Consider the following 23917-nt stretch of genomic DNA (forward strand, 5'->3'; position numbering starts at 1 on the left):
TAATATCTTTAATAAGAATATAAAAATATTTATGATGGAGGGGAAAATGAAAAAAATAGCGGATTTAAATATTTTTCTTAAGTTAATTTTGTCATTTATTATTATAGCAATTTTATCAGCTATTTCTGGAGCAGTTGCCATTTGGAAAATTTCAAGTGTTAATAGCAGCTTGGAAAGCATATATAATGTTGATATGAAGGGCACTAACATTCTATATGAGTTAAAGGGCAATGTTACAGAAATAAGGGCAGATATTCTTTTGATAATGGATCCAATAAATAAAGGAAGGGTAGATAGTATAGTTAGTGATATTGATAAAATTGCAAATCAAAACGCAACATTGATGAAAGCTTATGAATCTACAATAGTTACTGAAGAAGATAGAAAATTATTCTCTTCTTATCAGGAGAATTTAGAAAAGTGGAAGGATTCAAGAAGTAAGGTTATCAGTTATATTAAAGCTGGTGATTATCCTAGTGCAAATACGGAATTTAATTCAAATACTAAAAAATACAGAACGCTTATGTTTAAGTATTTAAATGCTGATATAGATTTAAATGGAAAGCTAGCGAAAGCTGACTACAATCAAAGTAAAGTACAATATAGAAGCTCAATAATGCTTTCAATTATTTTTGTAGTATCTTCTGTAGTGCTTTCATTGCTGCTAGGATTAGTTTTAGCAAAGCATATAAATACACCATTAATTAAAATAAAAAAATTATCAGAGAGACTTGCTGAATTTGATTTTTCAACATCGCTTGAAAATAATAGAAAGGATGAATTTGGTCAATCTGCTGAAGCACTTAATAAAGCTCAAGAAAATATAAGAGAACTTATAAAGACTATAATGGTAAACTCAGAAGAATTAAGTGCATCTAGTGAGGAACTTTCAGCTACAAGTGAAGAACTATCTTCAAAAACCTCAACTATAGATAATGAAATTAATAAAATAGCTACAAGTATAGAAGATAATGTAGCTGCTTCAGAGGAAATAACTGCTTCAGTTCAAGAGGTTGATTCAAGCATTAATAGTCTTTCATCTAAGGCACTTGAAGGAAGTAATAATGCAAGTCAATCAAAAGCTAGGTCATCAAAGGCAAGTAATGAAGGTAAAATGGCATCTAAACATATGATAGAGTTATATAGTGAAAAAGAAAAGAGTATACTTGCAGCTATAGAAGAAGGAAAGGTACTTGAAGATATAAGAATAATGGCTGAGTCTATTGCTGAAATAGCCAACCAGACTAATTTGTTATCACTTAATGCATCCATAGAAGCAGCAAGAGCAGGGGAAATGGGAAAAGGTTTTGCTGTGGTTGCAAATGAAGTTAAAGGTTTAGCAGAGCAGTCTTCAGAAGCAGTAGAAGGAATTAATATGACTATTGAAAAGGTTAATAAAGCCTTTGAACACTTATCTAAAACTAGTAGTGAGATATTAAAGTTTATGGATGGTAATATTAAAGCTCAATTTTCCAAGTTTGTTGATATGGGAGATCAATATGAAAAAGATTCAGAGTTTGTAAGTGATATGTCTAGTGAAATAGCATCTATGTCAGAAGAACTAGAAGCCACTATTGGTCAAGTAAATGAAGCAATGCAAAATATGAGTAAAAATCATCAGAATGAAGCAGAGAGCTCAGAAGATGTAAAGAATACGATAGGTGATTTAGTTGGAGCTGCTAATCAAGTTGCAGAAATGGCACAAAGTCAAGCAGAAATATCAATGAAATTAAATGATCTGATTACCAGGTTTAAAATATAAGGGTATAAGGTGGAGTGAATATGGTTATAAATATTCACTCCACCTTATTATTTGGCTTTATTTAAAGCATTTTGAACAGCTTCCATAATTCCATTACTACTTCTAGTAGCGCCAGATACAGCATCTACATTTGTAGCTTGAGCTTTAATAATTTCGTCAGGTACGGTGTTAGAGGCCCTATCAAAAAATCTAGGAGTTTCATCATTAGATAGAAGTTCTATATTAGATATTTTACCACTTTTAATAGTTACAGAAACATTCAAATTAGGGTTGAAACCAGTACCAGTTCCAGTATATGTACCATCTTTGTATGAAGCTAAAGAAGCAGTGTTTGATGAAGTATTGTCTTGAGCAGAAGGAGCTTCTGTGGTACTATTTTGAGTTTCTGAGTTGGTTTTATTATTATCATTTGTTGCAGTGTTAGTTGTGCTTGAAGCACTTGCTTTATCTAAAGCATTTTGAACAGCTTCCATAATACCATTACTACTTCTAGTAGCACCAGATACAGTATCTACATTTGTAGCTTGAACTTTAATAATTTCGTTAGGTACGGTGCTAGAGGCTCTATCAAAAAATCTAGGAGTTTCATCATTAGACAAAAGTTCTATGTTAGATATTTTACCGTTTTTAATAGTTACAGAAACATTTAAATTAGGATTAAAACCAGTACCGGTACCCGTATATGTACCATCCTTATATTTAACGCTAGGAGTAGCGGTAGTACCACTAGTTGAACTTAGAGTACTATTAGAATTGCTATTAGGTAAAGCAGAAGAAACAACATTTGACATAGCATATACTCCTGCAAAAGTAGCAATTGCAATAGAACTAGCTAATGTTGGATTTATGTTTTCTCCAGCTATATTTAAATTGGTATTTTTTCTTGGGCATACATCAAGACATTTTAAACAATCAATGCACTCTCCACTTTTAACCTTAGGATACTTATAAAGATCAATACCCATAGCACATTTATTAGTGCATAGTCTACACTTACCACATTTATCGTTTGGCTTATTTATCTTAAATAGTCTAAATTTAGATGTAAGAGTAAAAATTGCTCCAAGAGGACAAAGGTATCTACAAAAAAATCTTTCTACAAAAGCAGCACCGACAATAATTATCCCAAGTATTAAAAATCCTAGAGAATATTGAAAAATAGAAGTTTTGAAATTTGGTATTTGGGCAAAGGCATTCCAAGGGCTTAAATTGTCTAAACTTTTATTAGCAGTTGTCCAAATAAAGAGTAATATAAAAATTAATAGTATATATTTTAGTGTTTTTAAAAATTTATCCGTTTTTTCACTTACTTTAAACTTTGTTTTAAATATCTTACTTGATAACATATATATAACATCATTCATAAAGCCAAAGGAACACATCCAGCCGCAAAAAAACCTTCCTAGTAATATTGTTGTTATTAAAGTTACTAGTGTAGTTGATATAGAAGGAAATAAGGCTATGAAATTAAAATTGCCTTTTATGATATTGGAATATAATATTCCTATTTGACTAAAGCTTAAGACAAATAAGCCTGGAAGTAAAAAAAGAAATATAGTTTGTGAAATAAAACGTGCTATTTGGAGTATAGAAATTTTTTTATTCATTTATATCACCTCTTGAAAATTAAATTCTTCATTTGTTAGTTTGAAATTATTCTTTATCCCATTTGTTGAATACACATTTTTGTTTCTTGTTATGAAAATACAATCTATGCCTTTAAGTGAATTTATTAAATTTATACTATTAAGGACACCCATAATATAAAGACCTGTAGATAAGCCATCTCCATCTATTGATTTATCCGAAATTACAGTTACACTAACAACATCAGTGTCTTCTGGGTATCCAGTTTTTGGATTTATTATATGATGATAGTGTTTTCCATTAACTACTGAATATCTTTCGTAATTTCCAGAAGTTACTACTGATTTATCTTTTAGATTTAGTATTCCAATATATTCACCTCTTGTAGAGAAAGGATTCTGAACACCTATATTCCAGTTTTGTTTAGGAGCTTTTTGCCCAATTACAACAATATTTCCACCCAAATCTATAATTCCCCGTTTTATCTTATGTTTATAGAAAACTTCCTTTATTTTGTCAGCAGCATATCCCTTTGCTATACCTCCTAAATCTATGCTTTGTCCATTATTTTTTAACATTATGGAAGAGTTTTTTTTATCAAGTATGAGGTCATTATAGTTTACAAGTTTTAGTACATTAGAGATTTCAGTTTTATTTGGAATTTTAAAATTTTCTTTTCCAATACTCCATAAGTTTACAAGTGGTTTTATGGTAGGATCAAAGTTTCCATTTGTTAATTTGCTATAGTATATTGAACTTTCAATTAGAAAAAAGGTTTCAGCACTTAATTTTACAAAATTACTGTGGGCGTTTTTATTTATGTTTGAAACTTCACTAAAATCTTTAAAAGCTGAAAAAGTGTTATCTATTTTCTCTAAGGCTTCAATAGCTTCACTTATGGCAACTTCGCAGTTTTTGCCAAATGCAGTTAAATTTATTACAGTACCAAGACAATAGAAAATTTTATTATAAGAAATATTAGGGGAAAATATATTTGTTAAAAACATATTAGAACCTCCTGTAGAAATATATTAAATTACTGTAATTAGAATAATATTAAAGTCTCCTTAGAATTAACTGAGAAAAGTATGAAAATATTATAAAAAGAAAGGGAATAAAAAATAAAAAAATATAAATAATCAAATTGAAGTAAGCTAATAAGGATAGATGCTGCTAGGTGATAGAAGGTATATTAGCAGCATTATAATATGGTAAGATATTATTTAAATATACTTGATATGGAGGTGTACAAGCCTAATAAGATTATTAAATAAATAGTAATATTTCTAAATAGACGTTCATTAATTTTTGTTGATACTACTATGCCGATTAATACTCCAATTATGAGTGCTGGAAAATACAGTAATGTAAAGTGTATAACTGGAGTATTAATAATACCCTCTAAATAAAAGAGTATAATAGCAAAAATATTAGTAGCTAATCCAAAAAAAGTGAGATTTGCTCTAAACACATTTTTGTCTACATTTTGATTTGTTAAGAATAAAACTATAGGTGGTCCGCTAAGTCCAGCACTTCCATTTAAAATACCACTTAAAATGCCAACTATTCCGTAAGATATTTTTTCATTTTTAAGTTTAATTTTGAAGTTTTTTAGCATAGCAAAGGCGGTAATAGCAATAACTAGACCTATAATAATTTTTAAAACTGTAACATTCACATAGATAAGCATATATGTTCCTATAGGTGTTGCTATTATTGCAAAAATAACTAGATATATAACCTTTTTTAAGTCGATATATCTTCTTGATTTGTACAGAATAATAATATTTGTTAAAAGACTATAGATAACGATAATAGGGGTAATATTTCTAAGCTCAGGTATAAAAAAGGAAAGTAGAGGAACTGCGATTAATGCAAAACCAAAACCTGTAATACCTTGTGTAAATGAAGCAAGTAAAATTGAGAAAAAACTTAACATATAGAACACCATCCTAAACAATATACAGAAAACGTTTTCTATATATAGAATATAACTTACAAAATGATGTGTCAATATATAATGGTTCAATGATAGAAAGCCTTTTCTAATTTAATAAAAACTATACATTTAAAATGTATAGTTTTTATTATTAGAGCATTTTTAATTTTATATAGAAGGAAGTTCCATGACGAAGGGTACTTTTTGCAGAGATTTCACCGCTATGACCTTCGATAATTGATTTTGCAATGGATAGTCCAAGTCCACAGCCTCCAGATGCCCTTGAGCGATGAACTTCACTTCTAAAAAATCTATCAAATATGTGAGCTAAATCTTCCTCTGATATGCCAACACCATTGTCTGATAACTTAAGGACAAGAAAATTATTTTCTGTATACAATGATATGGTTATAATTCCGTTTTCTGGATCAGTGTAATTTATTGAATTTTGGACTATATTAAATATTACTTGTTTAATTTGATTTTTATTGCCCAAGAAATAAGTATTATTATCATGTATATTAAGAATTAATTGTCTATTTGAAGCAAGAATTTTAAGTTGAGGATATATTTCTTCAATTATATTTTTCATATTTTGTTTAACCATTTCAGTGTATATACCTTTGTCTAATCTAGTCAGTGTTAAAAGATTATTAACTAATTCTGTTAACCTATTATTTTCTGTTAATATGGTGTTTAGAGCAAATTTTAATTTCTCTTCATCCTTATAAGAACCCATAAGGAGAACTTCAACAAAACCACGTATAGATGTAAGAGGCGTTCTAAGTTCATGAGAAGCATCTGAAACGAATTGTTGCATTTGCTTTTTTAATTGCTTCTCGCGATTGAAGGAACTTTCTATACCTGAAAACATAGTATTAAAAGCATTTGATAGCTGATTTATCTCAATTTGATTATTGTTTTCAGGAAGTCTTTTATTTAAATCGCCAATGGTAATATCTTTTAAAGTATCAGTTATATTAAATAGTGGTGTTAAAGTATGCTTAATTAGGCTGCCTCCGATTATGATACTTAAAATTAATATAAGAGTACAGGCTAATATATATATATAAAGCTGTTTGTACAATAAGGGTGATACAGAAGAAAAAGGTGTACTTAGTTGAATTAAGCCAGAGGGTGAATTAAGTTTTCCTATTTTACGCCATATAGTTATTTGTAAATCACCGTGTTTATTTTTTATTAAAGAATATCCATCCAAGTTTCCTTGCCTTTTTAAAATAAGCTTATATTCATGAGATGAAAGTTTGGGACCGTCAGGAGAAATTTTAGATGGAGGAGTGTCTGGAATGGAGTTTTTGTTATTAGTAAAGGCTAAGAGGGTATTTCCATCCTTATCGATAACTGATGCAGAGGTATTAAAATATATTGAATTCTTTAAAATAAAAAATAAGTTCTTTTTTAGGGTGCTTTCAGAATTTGTAGTATCTACTATATGGCATACATTACTTATTCGAGATTCTAAAAGCTGTTCTCTTGTTCTTATTAGGTATTGCTTTAGGAAAAAATATTGAAATATTTCCAAAATCACAAGAAAGCATACAAGAAGTAAAAACATTCTTCTTAAAAGCTGCCATTTTAAGCTTTTTTCTTTAAATATATGTGGTTTGTTCATTTTACTACCACCTTATAGCCTATACCTCTTATAGTACGAATTATTTTGTGGTCCTTATCTGAAATTTTATCCCTTAAGTACCTTATATAGACTTCTATTATGTTTTTTTCTCCTGAAAAGTCGTAGCCCCATATTTTTTCTAATATTTGATCTTTACTTAAAGCTATATTGTTATTTAGAAGAAGATATTTCAGTAAATTATATTCTGTTGGAGATAAGGATAAAAGATTATTTAAATATTTAATTTCATGAGCCTTGTCATCTACAGAAAAAGGGCCAATAATTGTCTTACTTGAAGTATTAGATAAGCTGCTTCTAAGCCTTGCGTTTATTCTAGCTAAAAGTTCTTTGAAGCTGAAAGGTTTTACCATATAATCATCAGCACCAAGATCAAGTCCTAAAACTCTATCGTCAATTTCATCTTTAGCAGTAAGCATAATAATTGGAATATCTAAATCTTTTTTAATGAGAGAGCATACTTCATAGCCGTTCATTAAAGGTAGCATTACATCTAAAATTATTAAGCTTGGATTTAAATTTTTTGTATTTTTTACAGCATCAAGTCCATTATAGGCAGTATATACTTTAAAACCTTCTGCTTCTAGTCCCATTTTTAAAAATTCAACTATATGTTCCTCATCGTCTACCACCATTATAGAAAAGTTATGGTTATCAATTAAAGGCATAATTAAGCCTCCTTATATACAAATCAAAATTTTAATTATATATTATAATATATCATAAAAAACATAGAATCAAATAACATTTATAGTTTGTAATTTTGTATTTTATTATGTAATATATATAATAAGTCAAAAAATATATAAGGAGAGTTAGGAAATGAAACTTAAGAGTATTAAGAATCTAATGATTATGTTTATGGTTGCATCATTAATGATTGCTCTTCCTCTCAAAGCTAAGGCTGATGCTTTTACTAGTGTTACCTTAGGCGGAGATTTAACAGAAGAACAAAAACAAAGTATGTTAAAATATTTTGGAGTTACAAAGGATCAAGTTAATTTGGTACAAGTAAACATAGATGATGAGAAAAAATATTTAGGTAAAGTAGCTACAAAGGAACAGATAGGTACAAAATCTATATCTTGTTCTTATGTTGAGCCAACAGAAAGTGGCGGTATAAATGTAACTACATATAATTTGTATTGGGTTACTTCAGATATGATAAAAAATTCACTTATTACAGCAGGAATAACAAATGCAAAGGTTAAGGCAGCTGCACCATTTAATGTATCTGGAACAGCAGCACTTACAGGAATTATGGAAGGTTTTGAAGCTAGTAAAGGTGGAAATCAAATAAGTGAAGCAAATAAAGAAGCTGCAAACCAAGAATTAGTTACAACAGGAAATCTAGGACAAAAGATTGGTAAAGATAAAGCAGCAGGACTTATGAATGAGGTGAAAAAAGAGGTAGTAGAACAAAAACCTGAAAGTAAAGATGCAACTGAAAAAATAGTAAAGAATGTAGTAAATAATTATAATTATAATTTAAATGATAATGATGTGAAGAATATAACAAATGTAATGTATAAAATAAGTAATCTTAATTTGGATTATAGCAAAATAAAGGGACAACTTAACCAAGTAACTAATAAGTTAAAAAGTACATTAGAGAGTGATGAAACTAAAGGATTTTTGGCTAAAACATGGACTTCAATAAAAAATTTCTTTGGAGGACTTTTCAAATAAAACTATTATAAAATAACAAATGAAAAAGGATTGGAAGAAAAAAATGGAAAAAGAATATTTGTACAGAAAGCATTTAAGAAAACCAGGTTTATTTTTTGGAACTATAATTGGATTTTTTGCAGTAGTGTATATTGGAATGTTAGTAACAGCAGTATTAGTAGCAGGAGATGAGATGAATGCTACAGCTATGGGAGCGCTTATTGGAATAGGTGTATTTATAATAGTGCTTTTGGGACTTGAATTTTTGTTACTTTATTTTATATTGTTTAGAAGATTTAAAAATATAAATATTAAAGTAAAAGATGATGAGATTATATATAAAAACCTTAAAGGTACAGCTACAATAAAATATGATGAAATAACAAAAATCAAGTTTCCTTCATTACCGTACATTGGTGGATGGGTTAAAATTATTTATGGAAATAAACAAAATATAAGGTTAACTGTAGTTGTAGAGAATATTGGTCATTTTATCTTAGATTTAAAAAATAAAATGGATTCAATAGGAAAACAAGACGTGTATATAAGAAGAAGGATGTTTAGTTTCTATAAGACAGCAAAATATAGTGATTACAGTTGGGAAAGATTGTATAAATACACTAAAAGAATAGGTCTTTTTATTCTTTTAAATCTTTTAGTATCAGTATTAATAGGAAAGCTTACAAGTAATACGTCAGCTACGATTGCCACTAGTTTTTTGGCAGTATTTTGTCCTATTATTGTATACTTAATATGCGAAATAATTTTGGCAATAAAAGCAGCAGGAAAGTCAAAGGGAGAAGAGTTCTATGTTCCAGACAGAGATGAAGTCCTTGAAGGAAAGATATACAAATATGCTTTTGCCATATATTCAGTTTTATATATTATAATAGCCTTTTTAATTGGAAGAATGTAATGTAAAATACTGGCGTACTAAAATTGTACGCCAGTATTTTAATTTTTACCCTCTTCAACTAGAGTTTTATAGTAACCTCCTTTCTTCATTAATTCATCGTGAGTACCAATTTCTGAAAGTTCGCCATTTTTTATAAATAGTATTTTGTCTGCGTTTCTTATAGTTGAAAGTCTGTGAGCAATTATAAAAGTTGTCTTATCTCTTGTAATATTTTCGATTGCTTTTTGAATAAGCTTTTCAGTATGGGTATCAATATTTGCTGTGGCTTCATCTAATACAAATATTGAGGGATCATGGGCAATAGCTCTTGCAAAGGATAAAAGCTGTTTTTGACCAGCTGAGAAAGTTTTACCTCGTTCCATAACAGGCTCCTCAAGCTTTCTAGGCATCTTTTCTATAAAATTCTTAGCCATAGAAGATTCTATAGCTGAATTTATAAGGGTATCACTAATTTTATCATTAAGGGTTATATTATCTTTTATATTTCCAGAAAATAAAAATACATCTTGAAGTACTACAGCTACATTTTTTCTAAGATCAGAAGGTCTTATGGAATTTATGTTAATGCCATCTATTAAAATTTCACCTTTTTGAACCTTATAGAAACCACTTATAAGACTTATTATAGTAGTTTTACCAGCTCCAGTTTCTCCAACAAAAGCAGCAGTTTCGCCCTTATCAATTTTAAAGTTTAAATCCTTTAGTATAAAATTTTTATTATCGTATGAAAACCAAACATTTTTAAATTCAACAGTTCCGTTAAGTTTTTTTATTGGGATTCCAGCATCTAAATTTTCAAGTATATTTTTTTTATCTAAAAGTTCAAATATTCTATCTGCCGAAACAAGAGCAGATTGAATAGTAGTATAGTTATCAGCCAGGTCTGAAATAGGATCGAAAAATTGCCTTATATAACTTGTAAAGGCATATAAAACTCCTATTTGAAGTGTATGGTTTGCAATTTTATCTACTGAATACCAAAGGAGTAGAGCAATAGATAGATTTTGAAATATGTTTGAAGCAGGACGAAGTATGCTGTTTAAACGTACTTGAAATAAGGTAGCATTAAAGTATTCGTTGTTCAAAGCTTTAAATTCTATTCTCTTTTCTTTTTCAGCAGTAAAAATTTGAATAAGCTTCATTCCAGATAGGCTTTCAGCCATAAAGCCATTAATTTTTCCAATAAGACTTTTCATTCTTTTAAAATTTCTCTTGATCTTTGTTTTTAGAGAAAAAATTAAAATAAACATAACAGGTATTACAGAAAAGGATACAAGTGATAACTTTATATTTAGTGAAAGCATGGCGTATATAATCCCAATTAGTAAAAATATATCTTGAAATAGACTTATAATTACATCTGTATACATTTCGCTTAAAGCTTCTACATCATTTGTTGCTCTAGTTATGAGACTTCCAGAAGAGGTCTTATCTAGGTAAGATAGTGGTAGAAGTTGTATAGTTTTAAATACAGAACCCCTAAGATTTTTCATAATACTTTGTGCTGCAGAATTTATTAAATTAGCTTCACTTATTGAAAAAAATCCACCAAGGGCAACTACAATAAAGTATAGAATTCCCATAGAAGTTATAGAGTGAAAGCCAATTTGAACTTTTCTACCCACTAAAAAATCATCTATTGAAACCTTTAATATGTAAGGTTTTAATAGCTCGGCAGAATTAACTAGAAGCACGCATATAATTGAAAGAAAGATTTTCTTCTTATAAGGTAAAGTTAGGAGAAGGAGTCTTTTAAGACTTTTTAACTTATTCTCTGTTTTCATATTGTTCTTTGTAGATGTCATAGTAAAGTCCTCCTTGTTCTAAAAGTTCCTTATGTGTGCCCATTTCGGATATCTCACCTTTGTCTAACACAATTATTTTATCAGCATTCTTAACAGCTGAAAGTCTATGAGCAATTATAATTAAAGTTTTTTTGTGCCTAAACTGTTGTAGATTCTCTATTATTTTAGTTTCAGTTACGGTATCCACAGCAGATAAAGCATCATCGAGTATTAATATTTTTGGATTTTTTACTAAAGCTCGAGCGAGAGAAAGTCTCTGTTTTTGACCACCAGAAAGGTTTATACCTCTCTCTCCTAGAATAGTATCAAAACCATTTTCAAAGCTTAAAATTGTGTTATATATTAAACTCATCTTTGCAGCATTTATAATTTCTTCATCTGTGTATATATTTTTGAAAAAGGTTATATTGTTTTTAATTGTGGATGAAAAAAGAAAATTGTCTTGCAAAACACATCCAATATTATCTCTTATAGAGCTTAAATTGTAGTCATTTATATCTGTATTATCAAAATAAATTGTGCTATTTTCTACATTATAAAGCTTTAAGAGTAAGTTGGCTAAGGTGGTTTTACCAGAACCAGTTTTTCCTACTATACCAATTACTTCTCCTTTTCTTATGGATAAATTGATATTTTTTAGAGCCAATTTATTAGTACCCTTATAAGTAAAGTTTAGGCCTTTTATATTTATATTTCCACAAAAGGATTTTGTTATATTTTTTTCACCATCAAGTAAAATACGCTTTGTGGAAAAGATTTTGTTAAGACGTTTTAGGGATGCCATACCTCTTTGAAATACAATAAGAACACGTCCAATAGACAACACAGGAGCCATTATCATTGCAAGGTAAGTATTAAAGGCAACAAAATCGCCAAGTGATACAGAATTTTTAAGTACCATATTTCCACCTATTATTAAATTAAGAGAAAAGCTTATGGAAAAGCAAAGTTCAATTATTGGAGATAAGGCTGAAGATACTCTAACCATTTTTAGATTAGCATTTGACATAGCATCATTTAATTTTTCAAAGTTTCCAACCTCTTTTGTTTCTTCAACATAAGCTTTTATAACTCTAATACCGCTTATATTCTCATTTACTTTGTCAGATATATTTCCAAAGCTTTCTTGGACAGTTGTAAAACGTGTACGAATTAGTTTACTTATCTTAAACATAATTACAATGATAAATGGAATTGGTGCAAGGCAAAGTAAAGTTAGCCTTAAGTTTATAGAAAATATCATGGAATAGATGGATGAAATACAAACGGTTAGTCCATTTATACTCATAGCAATAGAAGGTCCAAAAGTCATTCTAACTGCTGAAATATCGTTTATAGCATAGGCTATTAGGTTTCCTGTTTTTTCATTGTTGTAAAACTCAGGTGAAAGCTCTAAAAATTTATCAAAAAGCTGTTCTCTAAGATGACATTCAAGTGTTCTTCCTGTACCAATTATTAAATTTCTCCATATATATGTAAATGCAAATGTAAAAATAGCTATTAGAATTATGTATAAGATATTCTTTTTTACGTAGAGTATACTAAAATTATTTTGCTTAAGTATGTCAATTGTGTTGCCTAGAACCTTTGGAAATAAGGTCTGAATGTATGAAGATAAAATAACAAATATAAACCCCAAGATATACTTGAATTTATTCTTTTTAAAAAAACTTAATAGAATACTATTGCCCATAGTGCCTCCTAACGTTAATTAAATTTATATAACATCTGTATTTGATTTTTATAAAATTCCTAGAAATATGGATAGTTTACAAAGTCAAATAGCGATTTACTAATTAAAATTATGTTAAACACTTACTATTATAACATTATAATGATTTATTAATATAAGATTTATTTTGTTAGATTTTTGTAAAAAATACGATTTACTATTTGCAAAACAATAGAACGGATGGTAACATATAGTATAAATTACATTAGGAGGTATTAGTATGTTTTCTAAAAAACTAATTTTACTATTAACTATTTCAATTGGAGCTTTAATAGGCTTTAATTCTAGTATGGTAAAGGCAGCTCAAAGTAAAACTTTTTCAGTACTTGACTATAATGTTGCAGGACTACCAGAGGGGTTGTCTAGTAGTAACCCTGCTGATAATACACTTCAAATGAGCCCACTATTTAATGATTATGATGTAGCTTCAGTAGAAGAGGATTTTGCATATAATGATCAGTTATTAAAGTATATAACTGCCCCTTATATTACAAAAACTTCTGGAAATGTTCCCTTTGGAGATGGACTTAATTTTATTTCCAAATATCCTTTTTTTGATACCGACAGAGTAACCTGGAATAAAAGACATGGTGTTATAGTTGACGGAAGTGATGAACTTACACCTAAGGGTTTCATGTATTCCCAATATGAATTTGAACCAGGAGTTTATGTAGATATATATACTCTTCATGCTGATGCAGGAGATGATGAAGGAAGCTACGAAGCTAGACGCGATAACATGAGTCAATTAGCTGCGTACATAAATCAAAATTCTAAAGGAAATGCTGTAATAGTTATGGGAGACACAAATACAAGATATACAAGGCAACAGGACAATATTAGACAGGCTTTAGTTGATACATGCAATTTACAGGATGCTTGGGTTAAACTTGATAGGAATGGAGTATATCCAAGTACTGGAAACCCACTTATGGATGAAACAAATAGAAACAGTGCGGACTTTGAAGTAGTTGATAAAATACTTTTCAGAGGAAGTAAATCAGTATCTTTAGATGCACTTTCCTATAGATTAGAGGATACAAAATTTGTAGATAAAAAAGGTAATCAATTATCAGATCATTATCCAATAACAGCACAGTTCAGTTATACAAAGGCTGATAATGTTTCTTTGAGTGAAAGCTTTGGAGGAAAAGGCGGCTTTGGCTTTAACAATATTGATAATATAAAAAACAAGCCTTCTAAATTAATCATGAGAGCAGATAGAAGAGTGGATGCAGTTGGAATGGATTATTTAGATGGATCAGAGATATTGAATGGCGGAAATGGTGGGAATCAAAATTCAATTACGCTCCAAAATAATGAGTATGTAACCAAAGCTACTTTATGCAAGGGACAAAAAAGTGGAACAAGTACTGATAGAATATTCTATGCTAAATTTGAAACAAATAAGGGACAAACTTTAGAAGGTGGTACTAAAACTGACGATTCGGAGGTGGTTACAGCACCAAATGGATGGTATATAGCTGGATTCTTTGGAAGGGCTGATGATGAGGTAGATAAGCTAGGAGTTATTTATAATAAAATTCCTCAATAATAATTTATTAGGTAAACTCCTATTTATGTTATAATATTCATATTTAGCAAGAAACTTAGTTAGAGATATTAAAAAAGTAGGGGGTTAGGATGAAAATAATAAATAATTATAGGGGCTTACCTAAAAGTATATACTTTTTATTTGTAGTACAAGTAATCAACTGTTTAGGAAACTTTGTTTTTCCGTTTTTATCACTGCTTTTAACGCAAAAGCTTAAATTTTCCACATCCTTAACAGGAACTATTGTAATGGTGGCTTCTGTTGTAGGAGTCCCTGCTTCTTTTTTAGGAGGAAGAATAGCAGATAAGATAAGTCGTAAGCTAACTTATATATTGGGTCAAAGTTTAGCAGCAGTAGCTATTATGGTTTGTGGTTTTATTCGTGTTCCAGAACTTATAGTTACACTTTTAATAGCATCAGCATTTTTTAATGGCTTTGTAAGACCTAGTATATCTGCAATAGTTGCAGATTTGCTGCCACCATCTAAACGGCAAATGGGATCGTCTCTGTTATATTTAGGAATAAATTTTGGGGTTGCTATTGGACCAGTAGTAGCAGGATTTTTATTTAATAATTATATCTCTCTTTTATTTATATTGGATGCAGTAACATCATTTATAGCGGTATTTATTGTTATAGTATTTGTCAAAGATACTAAACCAATAAAGCATAAAGGAGAAGACAATATAGAAGAGAAGGAGGAGGAAGGAAACCTTATCCAAATACTTTTAAAGAGACCCTTTGTAGTAGCTTTTTTTGGTATAGATATGATATATAGTTTAGTTTATAGACAATGTTCATTTTCTATGCCTATTACCATGAGCAGTATATTTGGCAATAGTGGGTCATCAAAATATGGTTTTCTTATGAGTGTAAATGCCATAACAGTAGTAGTTTTAACTGTGTTTGTAATGCACTTAACTAAAAAATTTAAAACACTTAGCAATATGGCTCTATCTGGTGCTTTTTATGCATTGGGCTTAGGAATGATAAGTGTGATAGGAAATAATTATTTTCTATTTATACTTTCAACAGTAATATGGAGCATTGGTGAAATATTAGGTGCAACCAATACTGGAGTTTATATTTCAAACAATAGCCCAAGAAATTGTAGAGCAAGATTTGGAGCTGTTGGGGAACTTATAGCTTCACTAGGAGGAGCTATAGGAATATTTATTTCTGGCAAGGTAATAGACAGCTTTGGAGTAAATACAACTTGGATAATTGTTTTTGTACTAGCGCTTTTAGGAGCTGCGTTTATGCTTATACTTCAAAGTGTTCAAAAACGATATATTAACTTTAAAATAGGTCAAAATAAAGAAGTTTAGTAAATTTATATTCGACTTATATCCATAAAAGGAATGAGAGCGAGGTACTTTAAAATGATAAAAAAAATTTATGGACAAAAACTTAAAACTAGACAAATAACAATGATAGGATTGTTATTTGCAGTAACTATAGTATTAGGGGTAACAGGAATTGGATTTTTGCCGATACCACCCTTTAAAACTACTATAATGCATATACCAGTTATAATAGGTGCAATAGTAGGAGGACCAATAGTAGGAGCAATTACAGGACTTTTATTTGGAATTTTTAGTATTATACAGGCGATAAATACACCACTGCCTACTTCATTCATATTTATGAATCCTTTGGTTTCTGTGCTTCCAAGAATTTTAATTGGAATTATATCATATTATGTTTATAAAATAATAAAAAGGAAATCTGAAAAATCAGGTATAATATTAGGAATTATTGCTGGATCATTTACTAATACACTTGGAGTTTTAGGAATGATTTATATATTGTACATAAATGCTTATGCAAATGCACTACATATAAGCTATAGTACAGCAGTAAAATCATTATTAATACTGGTGGCAAACGGAATTATATCTGCTGCTATGGCGCTTATTGTTTCATTTCCTATTATAATTATAGTTAAGAGAATAAGAAAATAGTTTAAAGAAGAATAGAAACTGTATGTAATATGTTAAAAAATATATTACATACAGTTTTTTTTATAAATAATGAACTTTTTTTTTAGTTTGATTGTCTTATTAGAGAGGTTTTAAGTTATTATATTATTTATAGTTTTAACACTAAATTGGAGGAATGCATTTGGAGGAAAAAGAACTTGTAAAAAAAGCTCAATTGGGAAGCTCTGGTGCACTTAATACACTATTTCAAATGAATTACAAATTACTTTTTGGATTTTTAATTAAAACAACAGGAGATATTAGCTTTGCTGAGGATTTAGTTCAAGAAACCTTTATGAAGGCTGTAATAAATATAAATAAATTTAGAGGTGAAAGTAAATTTCTAAGTTGGCTCATAGCTATAGCACTAAATTTATATAAAAATGAGGTAAAAAGACAAAGTAAATTTGAAACAAAAGCTATTAATGAGATTATAAATTTAAAAAGCAAGATTGGGTTTGAAGAAAGAATAGGCGATAAGTTAGAAGTTATGAAAGCACTTAAGGAGCTTCAGAAAATGTCCTATGAAAAAAGAGTTACCTTTATATTAAAATATTATTATGGATACAGCATAGACGAAATAAGTAAAATAATTGATTGTAAAGAAGGCACCGTAAAGTCAAGGCTTCATAATACAGTAAAGGTTCTTAGAAGCATTTTAGGAGGTGATAGGTAATGAATAAAAATAAATATATTGAAGATGATTATCTGGAAAAGATAGGAGTTATAAAAGATATAGATACTTTAAGTATAATAAAGGCTGCAAGACAGGAAGAAGAAAATAAAGAATTAAGAATTCAAGATTTTATATATGGATTTTCTTTAGTTTTTGCAGTCATAGTTGAAATTTCTATTTTATATAAATTTGGTGTAAAAGTATGTTTAGTTTTGAATTTTATAATGACATTTGTACTACCTCTTTTAGTACTTATAAAACCTAAAAACTATATGGGAGGCGGAATTGTAAAATGACAATACTAGAATCCTTGGTTGTAGCTTTAATTATATTTCTATGGATAGGACAATCTCTTTGGATATACCTTGATGCTAGAGAAAGAAAAAATAGATTTTCGGTAATTTGGGCGATAGTAGCTCTTTTCAGTATTCCTGTTCCACTTATAATTTATATTATTGTAAGTAGAAGTGAAGGACAAAACAAAAAATGCTCAAATTGTGGAAAAAATGTGAAAGAACAGTGGATATATTGCCCTTATTGTGGACAAAAATTTGATAGAGGATGGAATGAAAATGAACGTATTTAGAAAGTATAAATTTGTGTGGATAGGACTCTTTATAATAGTATTTATAGGAGTGTTTCTTGTAGGAAGATTAGCTATGTCGAATAAAAAAACAATATTTGGAGATACCAATTTAGCAATAGGAGTAATGGAATATTCTGATGTTAATAGCTATAGTTGCAAGTATAGTTATTTAAACGGAAGTAAAACTAAACGCATTTATGTAAAAGATAATGAAGAAATAAGTATAAAATATTCATCAGTAGTGAAAGAAGGAGATTTAAAGCTTTTACTTATATCACCTTCGGGTAAAGAGATAAAGAATTTATTAGAAGGTAAAAGTGGAAATTTTAAATACAAGGCAAAGGGAGTGGGAACTTATTCAATTAAAGCTGTAGGAGTCAAGACTAAAGGGCAGTTTAATTTAGAGTGGCATACAAATTAATAAAAAAAAGCTTGCATGTTAATTTTAGTGCAAGCTTTTTTTTCTAATAATGTACCTTATAATATTATAACCATCGCTTTTGATATATAAATTGCCGCAAAGCATTTTAGGAAATTTAAAAGGAATAAGGTTAATAAGAGATGCTATTAATAAAAATATTTGAAAATAATGTAGCACTTTAATATTAAAAAGACTATAAAAACACATAAGTATTATGAAGGCAATAAATGTAAATAAGGGCCCGCTAAAGTAAAATAATATTTTAGCTTTTGTATTAAGTTTTTGTGGATTATAAGATACATAGCCAAAGGAAAATAAATAATCATAAAAAATAATATTAAATCTTTTCATTTTTATAATTTTAAGAGGGTTTTTATTATAAGAACCTAGGTTAATTACGACCTTATCTTTCGTAAGGAGTAAGGCAGTTAAAGCATGACCTATTTCATGTAATATAACACAGGTTTCAATAATAAGAATCCATATTATAAAATCAATAACCGTACTAAGCATAAAAATTACCTCCTAATATACCCTTAATAATTATATCATGCTATTACACGTGCTAAAAAGAGGTAAAAACATAAAAATGTGGAATATAGTAAACAACATGTTAGAAAGGGTGATACTATGAGAAAAAGAGCTTATAAAATACTAGGATTAATAACAATAATGTCATTAGTTCTTCCAGTTAAGTTTAGCTATGCTAAGATGAAAGCTTCTAATGTAGTAACCTTAACAGATGAGGCTTCAATTCCTACAGTTATTTCAGAAATGACACTTGATGAAAAATGTCAAATGGTTTGTGGAATAGGGTTAATGACACCATACGGAGGAGCAGGTTCTACTTTCGGTATTGATAGGCTTGGCATACCGGCAGTAGAGCTTACAGATGGTCCCCAAGGAATAAGAATGGGCGGACTTACAATTACTCCTAATTATGCCCCTAAAAAGTATGCCACTTGTTTTCCAAATCCACTTTTAAATGGTTCTACTTGGTCTACAGAATTGATGGGGCAAGTTGGAGATGTAATGGCTAAAGAAGGAAGAGATTATGGTGCAGATGTAATTTTATCACCAGCTATGAACATAGTAAGGGATCCACTGGGCGGAAGAACCTTTGAATATTATTCAGAAGATCCCTATTTAATAGGCAAGCTTAGCACAGAAGAAGTAAAAGGAATTCAAGGTGAGGGAGTTGGAGCATGTATAAAGCATTTTGCTGGTAATAATCAAGAGAATAATAGAATTGATGGTGATGAAATAATATCTGAAAGGGCTTTAAGAGAAATTTATCTTCCTCAGTATGAAACTACGGTGAAAAATGCAACTCCATGGACGGCAATGGCTGCATATAACAAAGTCAACGGCACAAGAATGACAGAAAATAGTTATCTTTTAAATAATGTATTAAGAGATCAGTTTGGATTTAATGGAATGATTATGTCTGATTGGGGTGCGTACAATAGAGCAGAGGCTTTCAAAAATGGACTTGATCTTAATGAGCCCGGTGGATTTTATAACATGGCAGGAATAGTAATGCCAGCTTGGTTACTACAGATTAAGCCGGCTGTTACATCCTGGGGAGCAATTAAAGAAAGTGATCTTGATAGGGCAATTAAAAATATTTTAAAACTGGTTATAAAGACACCAACCTTTAAAGGTGAGTATGGTGATAAAAAGCAATTTTTAAAGAAGACTAAACTTACACAAAATCTTCAAGTAGAGGGGGATGTGGTGGCAAGAAATTTAGCAGAGGAAGGAATAGTTCTTCTTAAAAATGATAATAATACGCTTCCACTAAAATCAGGGAATAAAGTACTTGTAGCAGGAAAAAATGCGTTTTCAGACAGTGGTATTATATATGAAGGAAACGGTAGTGCAACTGTAAATGCTGATTCTAATGATGTTACCTCACTTGTGGATGGAATTAAAAATGCAGGCTTTAATGTAACTACTAAAGTTAATGGTAATAACATTGAAGAGGGAGTATCAAATGAAGTTGCAATTGCATCAGCTACAAATTTGGATGCTGTTATTATTTCAATAGGACTTCCAGGTCATGAAGGTTCAGATTACAGTTCAATGAATTTAAGTGATGAGCAAGAGAAGCTTATAAAAACTTTAGGACAGGCATATCATGCAGTAAATAAGAAAGTTATTGTAGTGTTAAATACGGGAGCACCAGTTGAGACTGCAAGCTGGTCACAATATGCTGATTCTATTCTTTGGGTAGGACTTCCAGGCAATAAGGGAGCAGAGGCAATAGGAAATATAATTAACGGAAGTGTGAATCCATCAGGAAAGCTTACAGTTACTTGGCCAGTTAAGTATTCAGATGTGCCAGATTCAAGCTATTTTCCTAAGGATACAAAAACACCAGTCAATTATAAAGAAGGAATTTATGTTGGATACCGTTATTATGATTCTAAAAATGTAATACCACAATATAGATTTGGATATGGACTTTCATACACAAACTTTAAGTATAGCAATATAAAATTAAGTTCAGATAAATTTGATTTGAAGGATGACAATTCAGTAATTAATGTGACAGCAGATATTACTAATACAGGAAGTGTGAAAGGTAAAGAGGTAGCTCAACTTTACATTAAAGCTTCTTCAAATGTAGTAGATAGACCGGATAAAGAATTAAAAGGCTTTGCAAAAACAAAATTATTAAATCCAGGGGAAACAGAAACTCTACAATTTAGCATAGATAAAAGAGCACTTTCGTATTTCAATGAAACTACAAGTTCATGGACAGCAGAGCTAGGACATTTTACTGTAGTTGTAGGAGGTACTTCTGATGATAATGTACTTCAAACCAGTGGTTTACAGGATACCTTTAATGCAAATTAAATTTATTTTGTTGATGTAACAATTGTTACCGAATGAAACACTATACCGTAATATAATTTAACCATAACAAGGAAAAATAATTTTACGGAGGTAGAGTAATGAGTATGTTTTGTTATCAATGTCAAGAAGCAGCAGGCTGCAAGGGATGTACAGTAAGAGGTGTCTGCGGAAAAACAGAAGACTTAGCTAAAAAGCAAGATTTATTAATATATACATTAAAAGTAGTTTCATTATATAACGTAGAGGCAAGAAAATTAGGATCAGTAAACAAAGAGGTAGATAATTTTGTAATTGATAGCCTTTTTGCAACAATAACAAATGCAAACTTTGATGAAGATATATTTACTGAGAGAATTGAAAAAGGAATAGAGTACAAAGAAGAATTAAAGAAACAGTTAAAAGAAAAAGGCTTTGATAAGGAGCTTAACGAAAAGAATGATGCAGTTGGAGTACTTTCAACTGAAAATGAAGATATAAGATCTTTAAGAGAGTTATTGACTTATGGAATTAAAGGTATCGCAGCATATTTAAAGCATGCGCGTAATTTAAGCTATGAAGACAGCAATATACAAGGATTTGTAGCAAAGGCTTTAGCTGCAACTTTAGATGATACCTTAGGCGCAGATGAGTTAGTTAAATTAGCTTTAGAGTGTGGTAAATTTGGAGTAGATGCAATGGCACTTTTAGATAAAGCCAATACAGAAACTTACGGAAATCCTGAAATAACAAAAGTTAATATAGGAACTAGAAACAATCCTGCAATATTAATAAGTGGACATGATTTAAAGGATATAGAAGAGCTTTTAAAACAAACAGAGGGAACTGGAGTAGATGTTTATACTCACAGCGAAATGCTTCCAGCAAATTACTATCCAGCATTTAAAAAGTATTCTCACTTTGTAGGGAACTATGGAAATGCATGGTGGAAACAAACAGAAGAGTTTGAAAGCTTTAATGGACCAATATTAATGACTACAAACTGTATAGTTCCTCCAAAAGCATCATACATTGATAGAATGTACACAACAGGTGTAACAGGTTATCCAGGAGTTAAACACATTGAAAATGGAGAGCCAAAAGATTTCTCTCAAATAATAGAACATGCTAAAAAATGTGCAGCACCAACAGAAATAGAAAAAGGAGAAATAATTGGAGGCTTTGCACATAATCAAGTTATAGCATTAGCTGACAAGGTTGTAGATGCAGTAGAATCAGGAGCAATCAAGAGATTTTATGTAATGGCAGGCTGTGACGGTAGAGCAAAAACAAGAAATTACTACACTGATTTTGCAAAAGCACTTCCAAAGGATGCGGTTATACTTACAGCAGGTTGTGCTAAGTATAAATATAATAAGCTTGACCTTGGAGACATAGGTGGTATTCCAAGAGTACTTGATGCTGGACAATGTAATGATTCATATTCATTAGTAGTAATAGCACTTAAGCTTAAAGAAGTATTTGGACTTGAAGATGTAAATGAACTTCCTATATCATACAATATAGCTTGGTATGAGCAAAAAGCTGTAATAGTACTTCTTGCACTATTATATGTTGGAGTTAAAAACATTCATCTCGGACCAACACTTCCAGCATTCTTATCAGCAAATGTAGCAAAGGTTTTAGTTGATAACTTTGGAATAGGTGGAATAACTAACGTAGAAGATGATATAAAAATGTTTGAAAACATGTAATAAAACAGGTAAAAAAAAAGCTGCAAACTAAGAAATTAGGATGCAGCTTTTTTTTTGCATTTTAATTGGCTAAATACGCCTAATAATTGAGTTTAATTTATTTTTCAATTCTACTAAAAAACGAAATGCAAATTTGAGAAAAAAAGGGTGTAGAGGGTGGAAAATTTGAAAAAATAATGTTATTATGATATATGGTTTACTTAGGAAACCTATAGTTTAGAATTTACATAAATATGGTGATGAGATCAAAGGAGCATATATGGAAATTGTAGTAGGTGCTGTAAGCGATAAAGGAAATGTAAAGCCAACTAATCAAGATAATTTCTTAGTTAAGATTTATGAGAATAATAATCAGGATATTGGTTTATTTGTTATGTGTGATGGAATGGGAGGGCTTTCTTTTGGAGAAGTAGCTAGTTCTATTTCAGTTAAATCTTTCAAAGAATGGTTTGATAAAAATTATGAAAGAGTAATAAATGAAAAAGATGAAAATCAAATAATAAATTTTATGGTAAAAGTTATAGAGGTTGTTAATAAAAAAATCAGGGAATATGGTGAAAAAGAATTAGCCAAAGTTGGTACAACCATATCGGCATTATTACTTTGTAAGGATAAATATTATATTGTTCATGTTGGAGACAGTAGAATATACAAAATAAATAAAGAAATAAAGCAGCTAACGGAGGATCATACCTTAGTAGCTATGAACGTAAAAAATAATATTATGACAGAAGATGAAGCTAAAAGCAGTGCCAGGAAAAATATACTTACACAATGTGTTGGGGTTAAAGAAAATATCGAAGTTTTTAAGCAGTATGGAAGGATAAATAAAAATGATGTTTTCATTCTTTGCTGTGATGGTCTTTATAATAAGTTTGAAGAAAAAGAGTTGTATGATGAAATAAAAAAAATTAAAAATGCTATAGATAATGACGTACTTCAAAATACTGCACAGGAGTTTGTAAATAGGGTTAAAGAAAGAGGAGAAAAGGACAACATATCAGTAATAATAGTTGGATTTGTATCTGATGAAGGTTTTATAGAAAAATTAAAAAAACATGTTGGATTTTAGAACACAAAGAAA

General features: G+C 29.8%; 20 protein-coding genes. 13 read left to right on the forward strand and 7 right to left on the reverse strand.

What is annotated here, in order from left to right:
- Window positions 1-46 precede the first annotated feature (46 nt).
- On the forward strand, window positions 47-1762 hold the full coding sequence (locus tag CLFE_RS05975) for a methyl-accepting chemotaxis protein (protein ID WP_077893483.1): 1716 nt from the start codon (window positions 47-49) through the stop codon (window positions 1760-1762).
- Between the two features lie 47 nt (window positions 1763-1809).
- Here the strand turns inward: CLFE_RS05975 and CLFE_RS05980 are convergent, their stop codons facing one another.
- The 5 genes from CLFE_RS05980 to CLFE_RS06000 all read right to left on the reverse strand — a co-directional run bounded on the left by CLFE_RS05980 (window position 1810) and on the right by CLFE_RS06000 (window position 7607).
- Entirely contained in the window at window positions 1810-3369 is a 1560-nt protein-coding gene (locus CLFE_RS05980) for an FMN-binding protein (RefSeq protein ID WP_077893482.1), read from the reverse strand.
- Window positions 3370-4356: an FAD:protein FMN transferase gene (locus CLFE_RS05985; protein ID WP_077832264.1), complete on the reverse strand. Its 987-nt coding sequence runs from the start codon at window positions 4354-4356 to the stop codon at window positions 3370-3372.
- 212 nt (window positions 4357-4568) lie between these two features.
- A complete protein-coding gene (locus tag CLFE_RS05990) occupies window positions 4569-5288 on the reverse strand; it encodes a sulfite exporter TauE/SafE family protein (protein WP_077893481.1) in 720 nt (239 codons plus the stop codon).
- 151 nt (window positions 5289-5439) lie between these two features.
- Window positions 5440-6921 (reverse strand): sensor histidine kinase, encoded by a 1482-nt coding sequence (locus tag CLFE_RS05995; protein ID WP_077893480.1) that lies wholly within the window; start codon window positions 6919-6921, stop codon window positions 5440-5442.
- A complete protein-coding gene (locus CLFE_RS06000) occupies window positions 6918-7607 on the reverse strand; it encodes a response regulator transcription factor (protein WP_077893479.1) in 690 nt (229 codons plus the stop codon). The genes CLFE_RS05995 and CLFE_RS06000 overlap by 4 nt, the downstream gene beginning before the upstream one ends.
- 154 nt (window positions 7608-7761) lie before the next feature.
- Here CLFE_RS06000 and CLFE_RS06005 point away from each other — a divergent pair, with 154 nt between their 5' ends.
- Entirely contained in the window at window positions 7762-8628 is an 867-nt protein-coding gene (locus CLFE_RS06005) for a DUF1002 domain-containing protein (RefSeq protein ID WP_077893478.1), read from the forward strand.
- A 19-nt stretch (window positions 8629-8647) separates the two neighbouring features.
- Window positions 8648-9523 (forward strand): hypothetical protein, encoded by an 876-nt coding sequence (locus CLFE_RS06010; protein ID WP_250944734.1) that lies wholly within the window; start codon window positions 8648-8650, stop codon window positions 9521-9523.
- Window positions 9524-9561: 38 nt separating this feature from the next.
- Here the strand turns inward: CLFE_RS06010 and CLFE_RS06015 are convergent, their stop codons facing one another.
- Both CLFE_RS06015 and CLFE_RS06020 read right to left on the reverse strand, forming a co-directional pair.
- On the reverse strand, window positions 9562-11328 hold the full coding sequence (locus tag CLFE_RS06015; RefSeq protein WP_077893477.1) for an ABC transporter ATP-binding protein: 1767 nt from the start codon (window positions 11326-11328) through the stop codon (window positions 9562-9564).
- Entirely contained in the window at window positions 11291-13021 is a 1731-nt protein-coding gene (locus CLFE_RS06020) for an ABC transporter ATP-binding protein (protein ID WP_077893476.1), read from the reverse strand. Before CLFE_RS06020 ends, CLFE_RS06015 begins: the two co-directional genes overlap by 38 nt.
- 259 nt (window positions 13022-13280) lie before the next feature.
- Between CLFE_RS06020 and CLFE_RS06025 the strand changes: the two genes are divergently transcribed.
- The 10 genes from CLFE_RS06025 (at window position 13281) to CLFE_RS06070 (ending at window position 23905) form a co-directional block, all read left to right on the forward strand.
- The gene (locus CLFE_RS06025; RefSeq protein ID WP_242951618.1) at window positions 13281-14615 is read left to right on the forward strand and encodes a jacalin-like lectin; all 1335 of its coding nucleotides are present in this window, start codon (window positions 13281-13283) and stop codon (window positions 14613-14615) included.
- Between the two features lie 89 nt (window positions 14616-14704).
- Window positions 14705-15943 (forward strand): MDR family MFS transporter, encoded by a 1239-nt coding sequence (locus CLFE_RS06030; protein ID WP_077893475.1) that lies wholly within the window; start codon window positions 14705-14707, stop codon window positions 15941-15943.
- A gap of 54 nt (window positions 15944-15997) precedes the next feature.
- Window positions 15998-16579 carry an ECF transporter S component gene (locus CLFE_RS06035; protein WP_077832273.1) on the forward strand — a complete coding sequence of 194 codons (582 nt, stop codon included), beginning with the start codon at window positions 15998-16000 and terminating at the stop codon, window positions 16577-16579.
- 160 nt (window positions 16580-16739) lie between these two features.
- Window positions 16740-17273 (forward strand): sigma-70 family RNA polymerase sigma factor, encoded by a 534-nt coding sequence (locus CLFE_RS06040; RefSeq protein WP_077832274.1) that lies wholly within the window; start codon window positions 16740-16742, stop codon window positions 17271-17273.
- Window positions 17273-17569 carry a hypothetical protein gene (locus tag CLFE_RS06045; protein ID WP_077893474.1) on the forward strand — a complete coding sequence of 99 codons (297 nt, stop codon included), beginning with the start codon at window positions 17273-17275 and terminating at the stop codon, window positions 17567-17569. Before CLFE_RS06040 ends, CLFE_RS06045 begins: the two co-directional genes overlap by 1 nt.
- Window positions 17566-17859, forward strand: coding sequence for a zinc ribbon domain-containing protein (locus tag CLFE_RS06050; RefSeq protein ID WP_077893473.1), 294 nt, complete (start codon window positions 17566-17568; stop codon window positions 17857-17859). The genes CLFE_RS06045 and CLFE_RS06050 overlap by 4 nt, the downstream gene beginning before the upstream one ends.
- On the forward strand, window positions 17846-18280 hold the full coding sequence (locus CLFE_RS06055) for a hypothetical protein (RefSeq protein WP_077893472.1): 435 nt from the start codon (window positions 17846-17848) through the stop codon (window positions 18278-18280). The genes CLFE_RS06050 and CLFE_RS06055 overlap by 14 nt, the downstream gene beginning before the upstream one ends.
- Before the next feature lie 630 nt (window positions 18281-18910).
- Window positions 18911-21142 (forward strand): glycoside hydrolase family 3 C-terminal domain-containing protein, encoded by a 2232-nt coding sequence (locus tag CLFE_RS06060; protein WP_139356158.1) that lies wholly within the window; start codon window positions 18911-18913, stop codon window positions 21140-21142.
- A 98-nt stretch (window positions 21143-21240) separates the two neighbouring features.
- A complete protein-coding gene (gene hcp / locus CLFE_RS06065; protein WP_077893469.1) occupies window positions 21241-22833 on the forward strand; it encodes a hydroxylamine reductase in 1593 nt (530 codons plus the stop codon).
- Window positions 22834-23092: 259 nt separating this feature from the next.
- Window positions 23093-23905 (forward strand): PP2C family protein-serine/threonine phosphatase, encoded by an 813-nt coding sequence (locus CLFE_RS06070; RefSeq protein ID WP_077832280.1) that lies wholly within the window; start codon window positions 23093-23095, stop codon window positions 23903-23905.
- Window positions 23906-23917: the final 12 nt, after the last annotated feature.

Source organism: Clostridium felsineum DSM 794, assembly GCF_002006355.2.
GTDB classification, from domain to species: domain Bacteria; phylum Bacillota; class Clostridia; order Clostridiales; family Clostridiaceae; genus Clostridium_S; species Clostridium_S felsineum.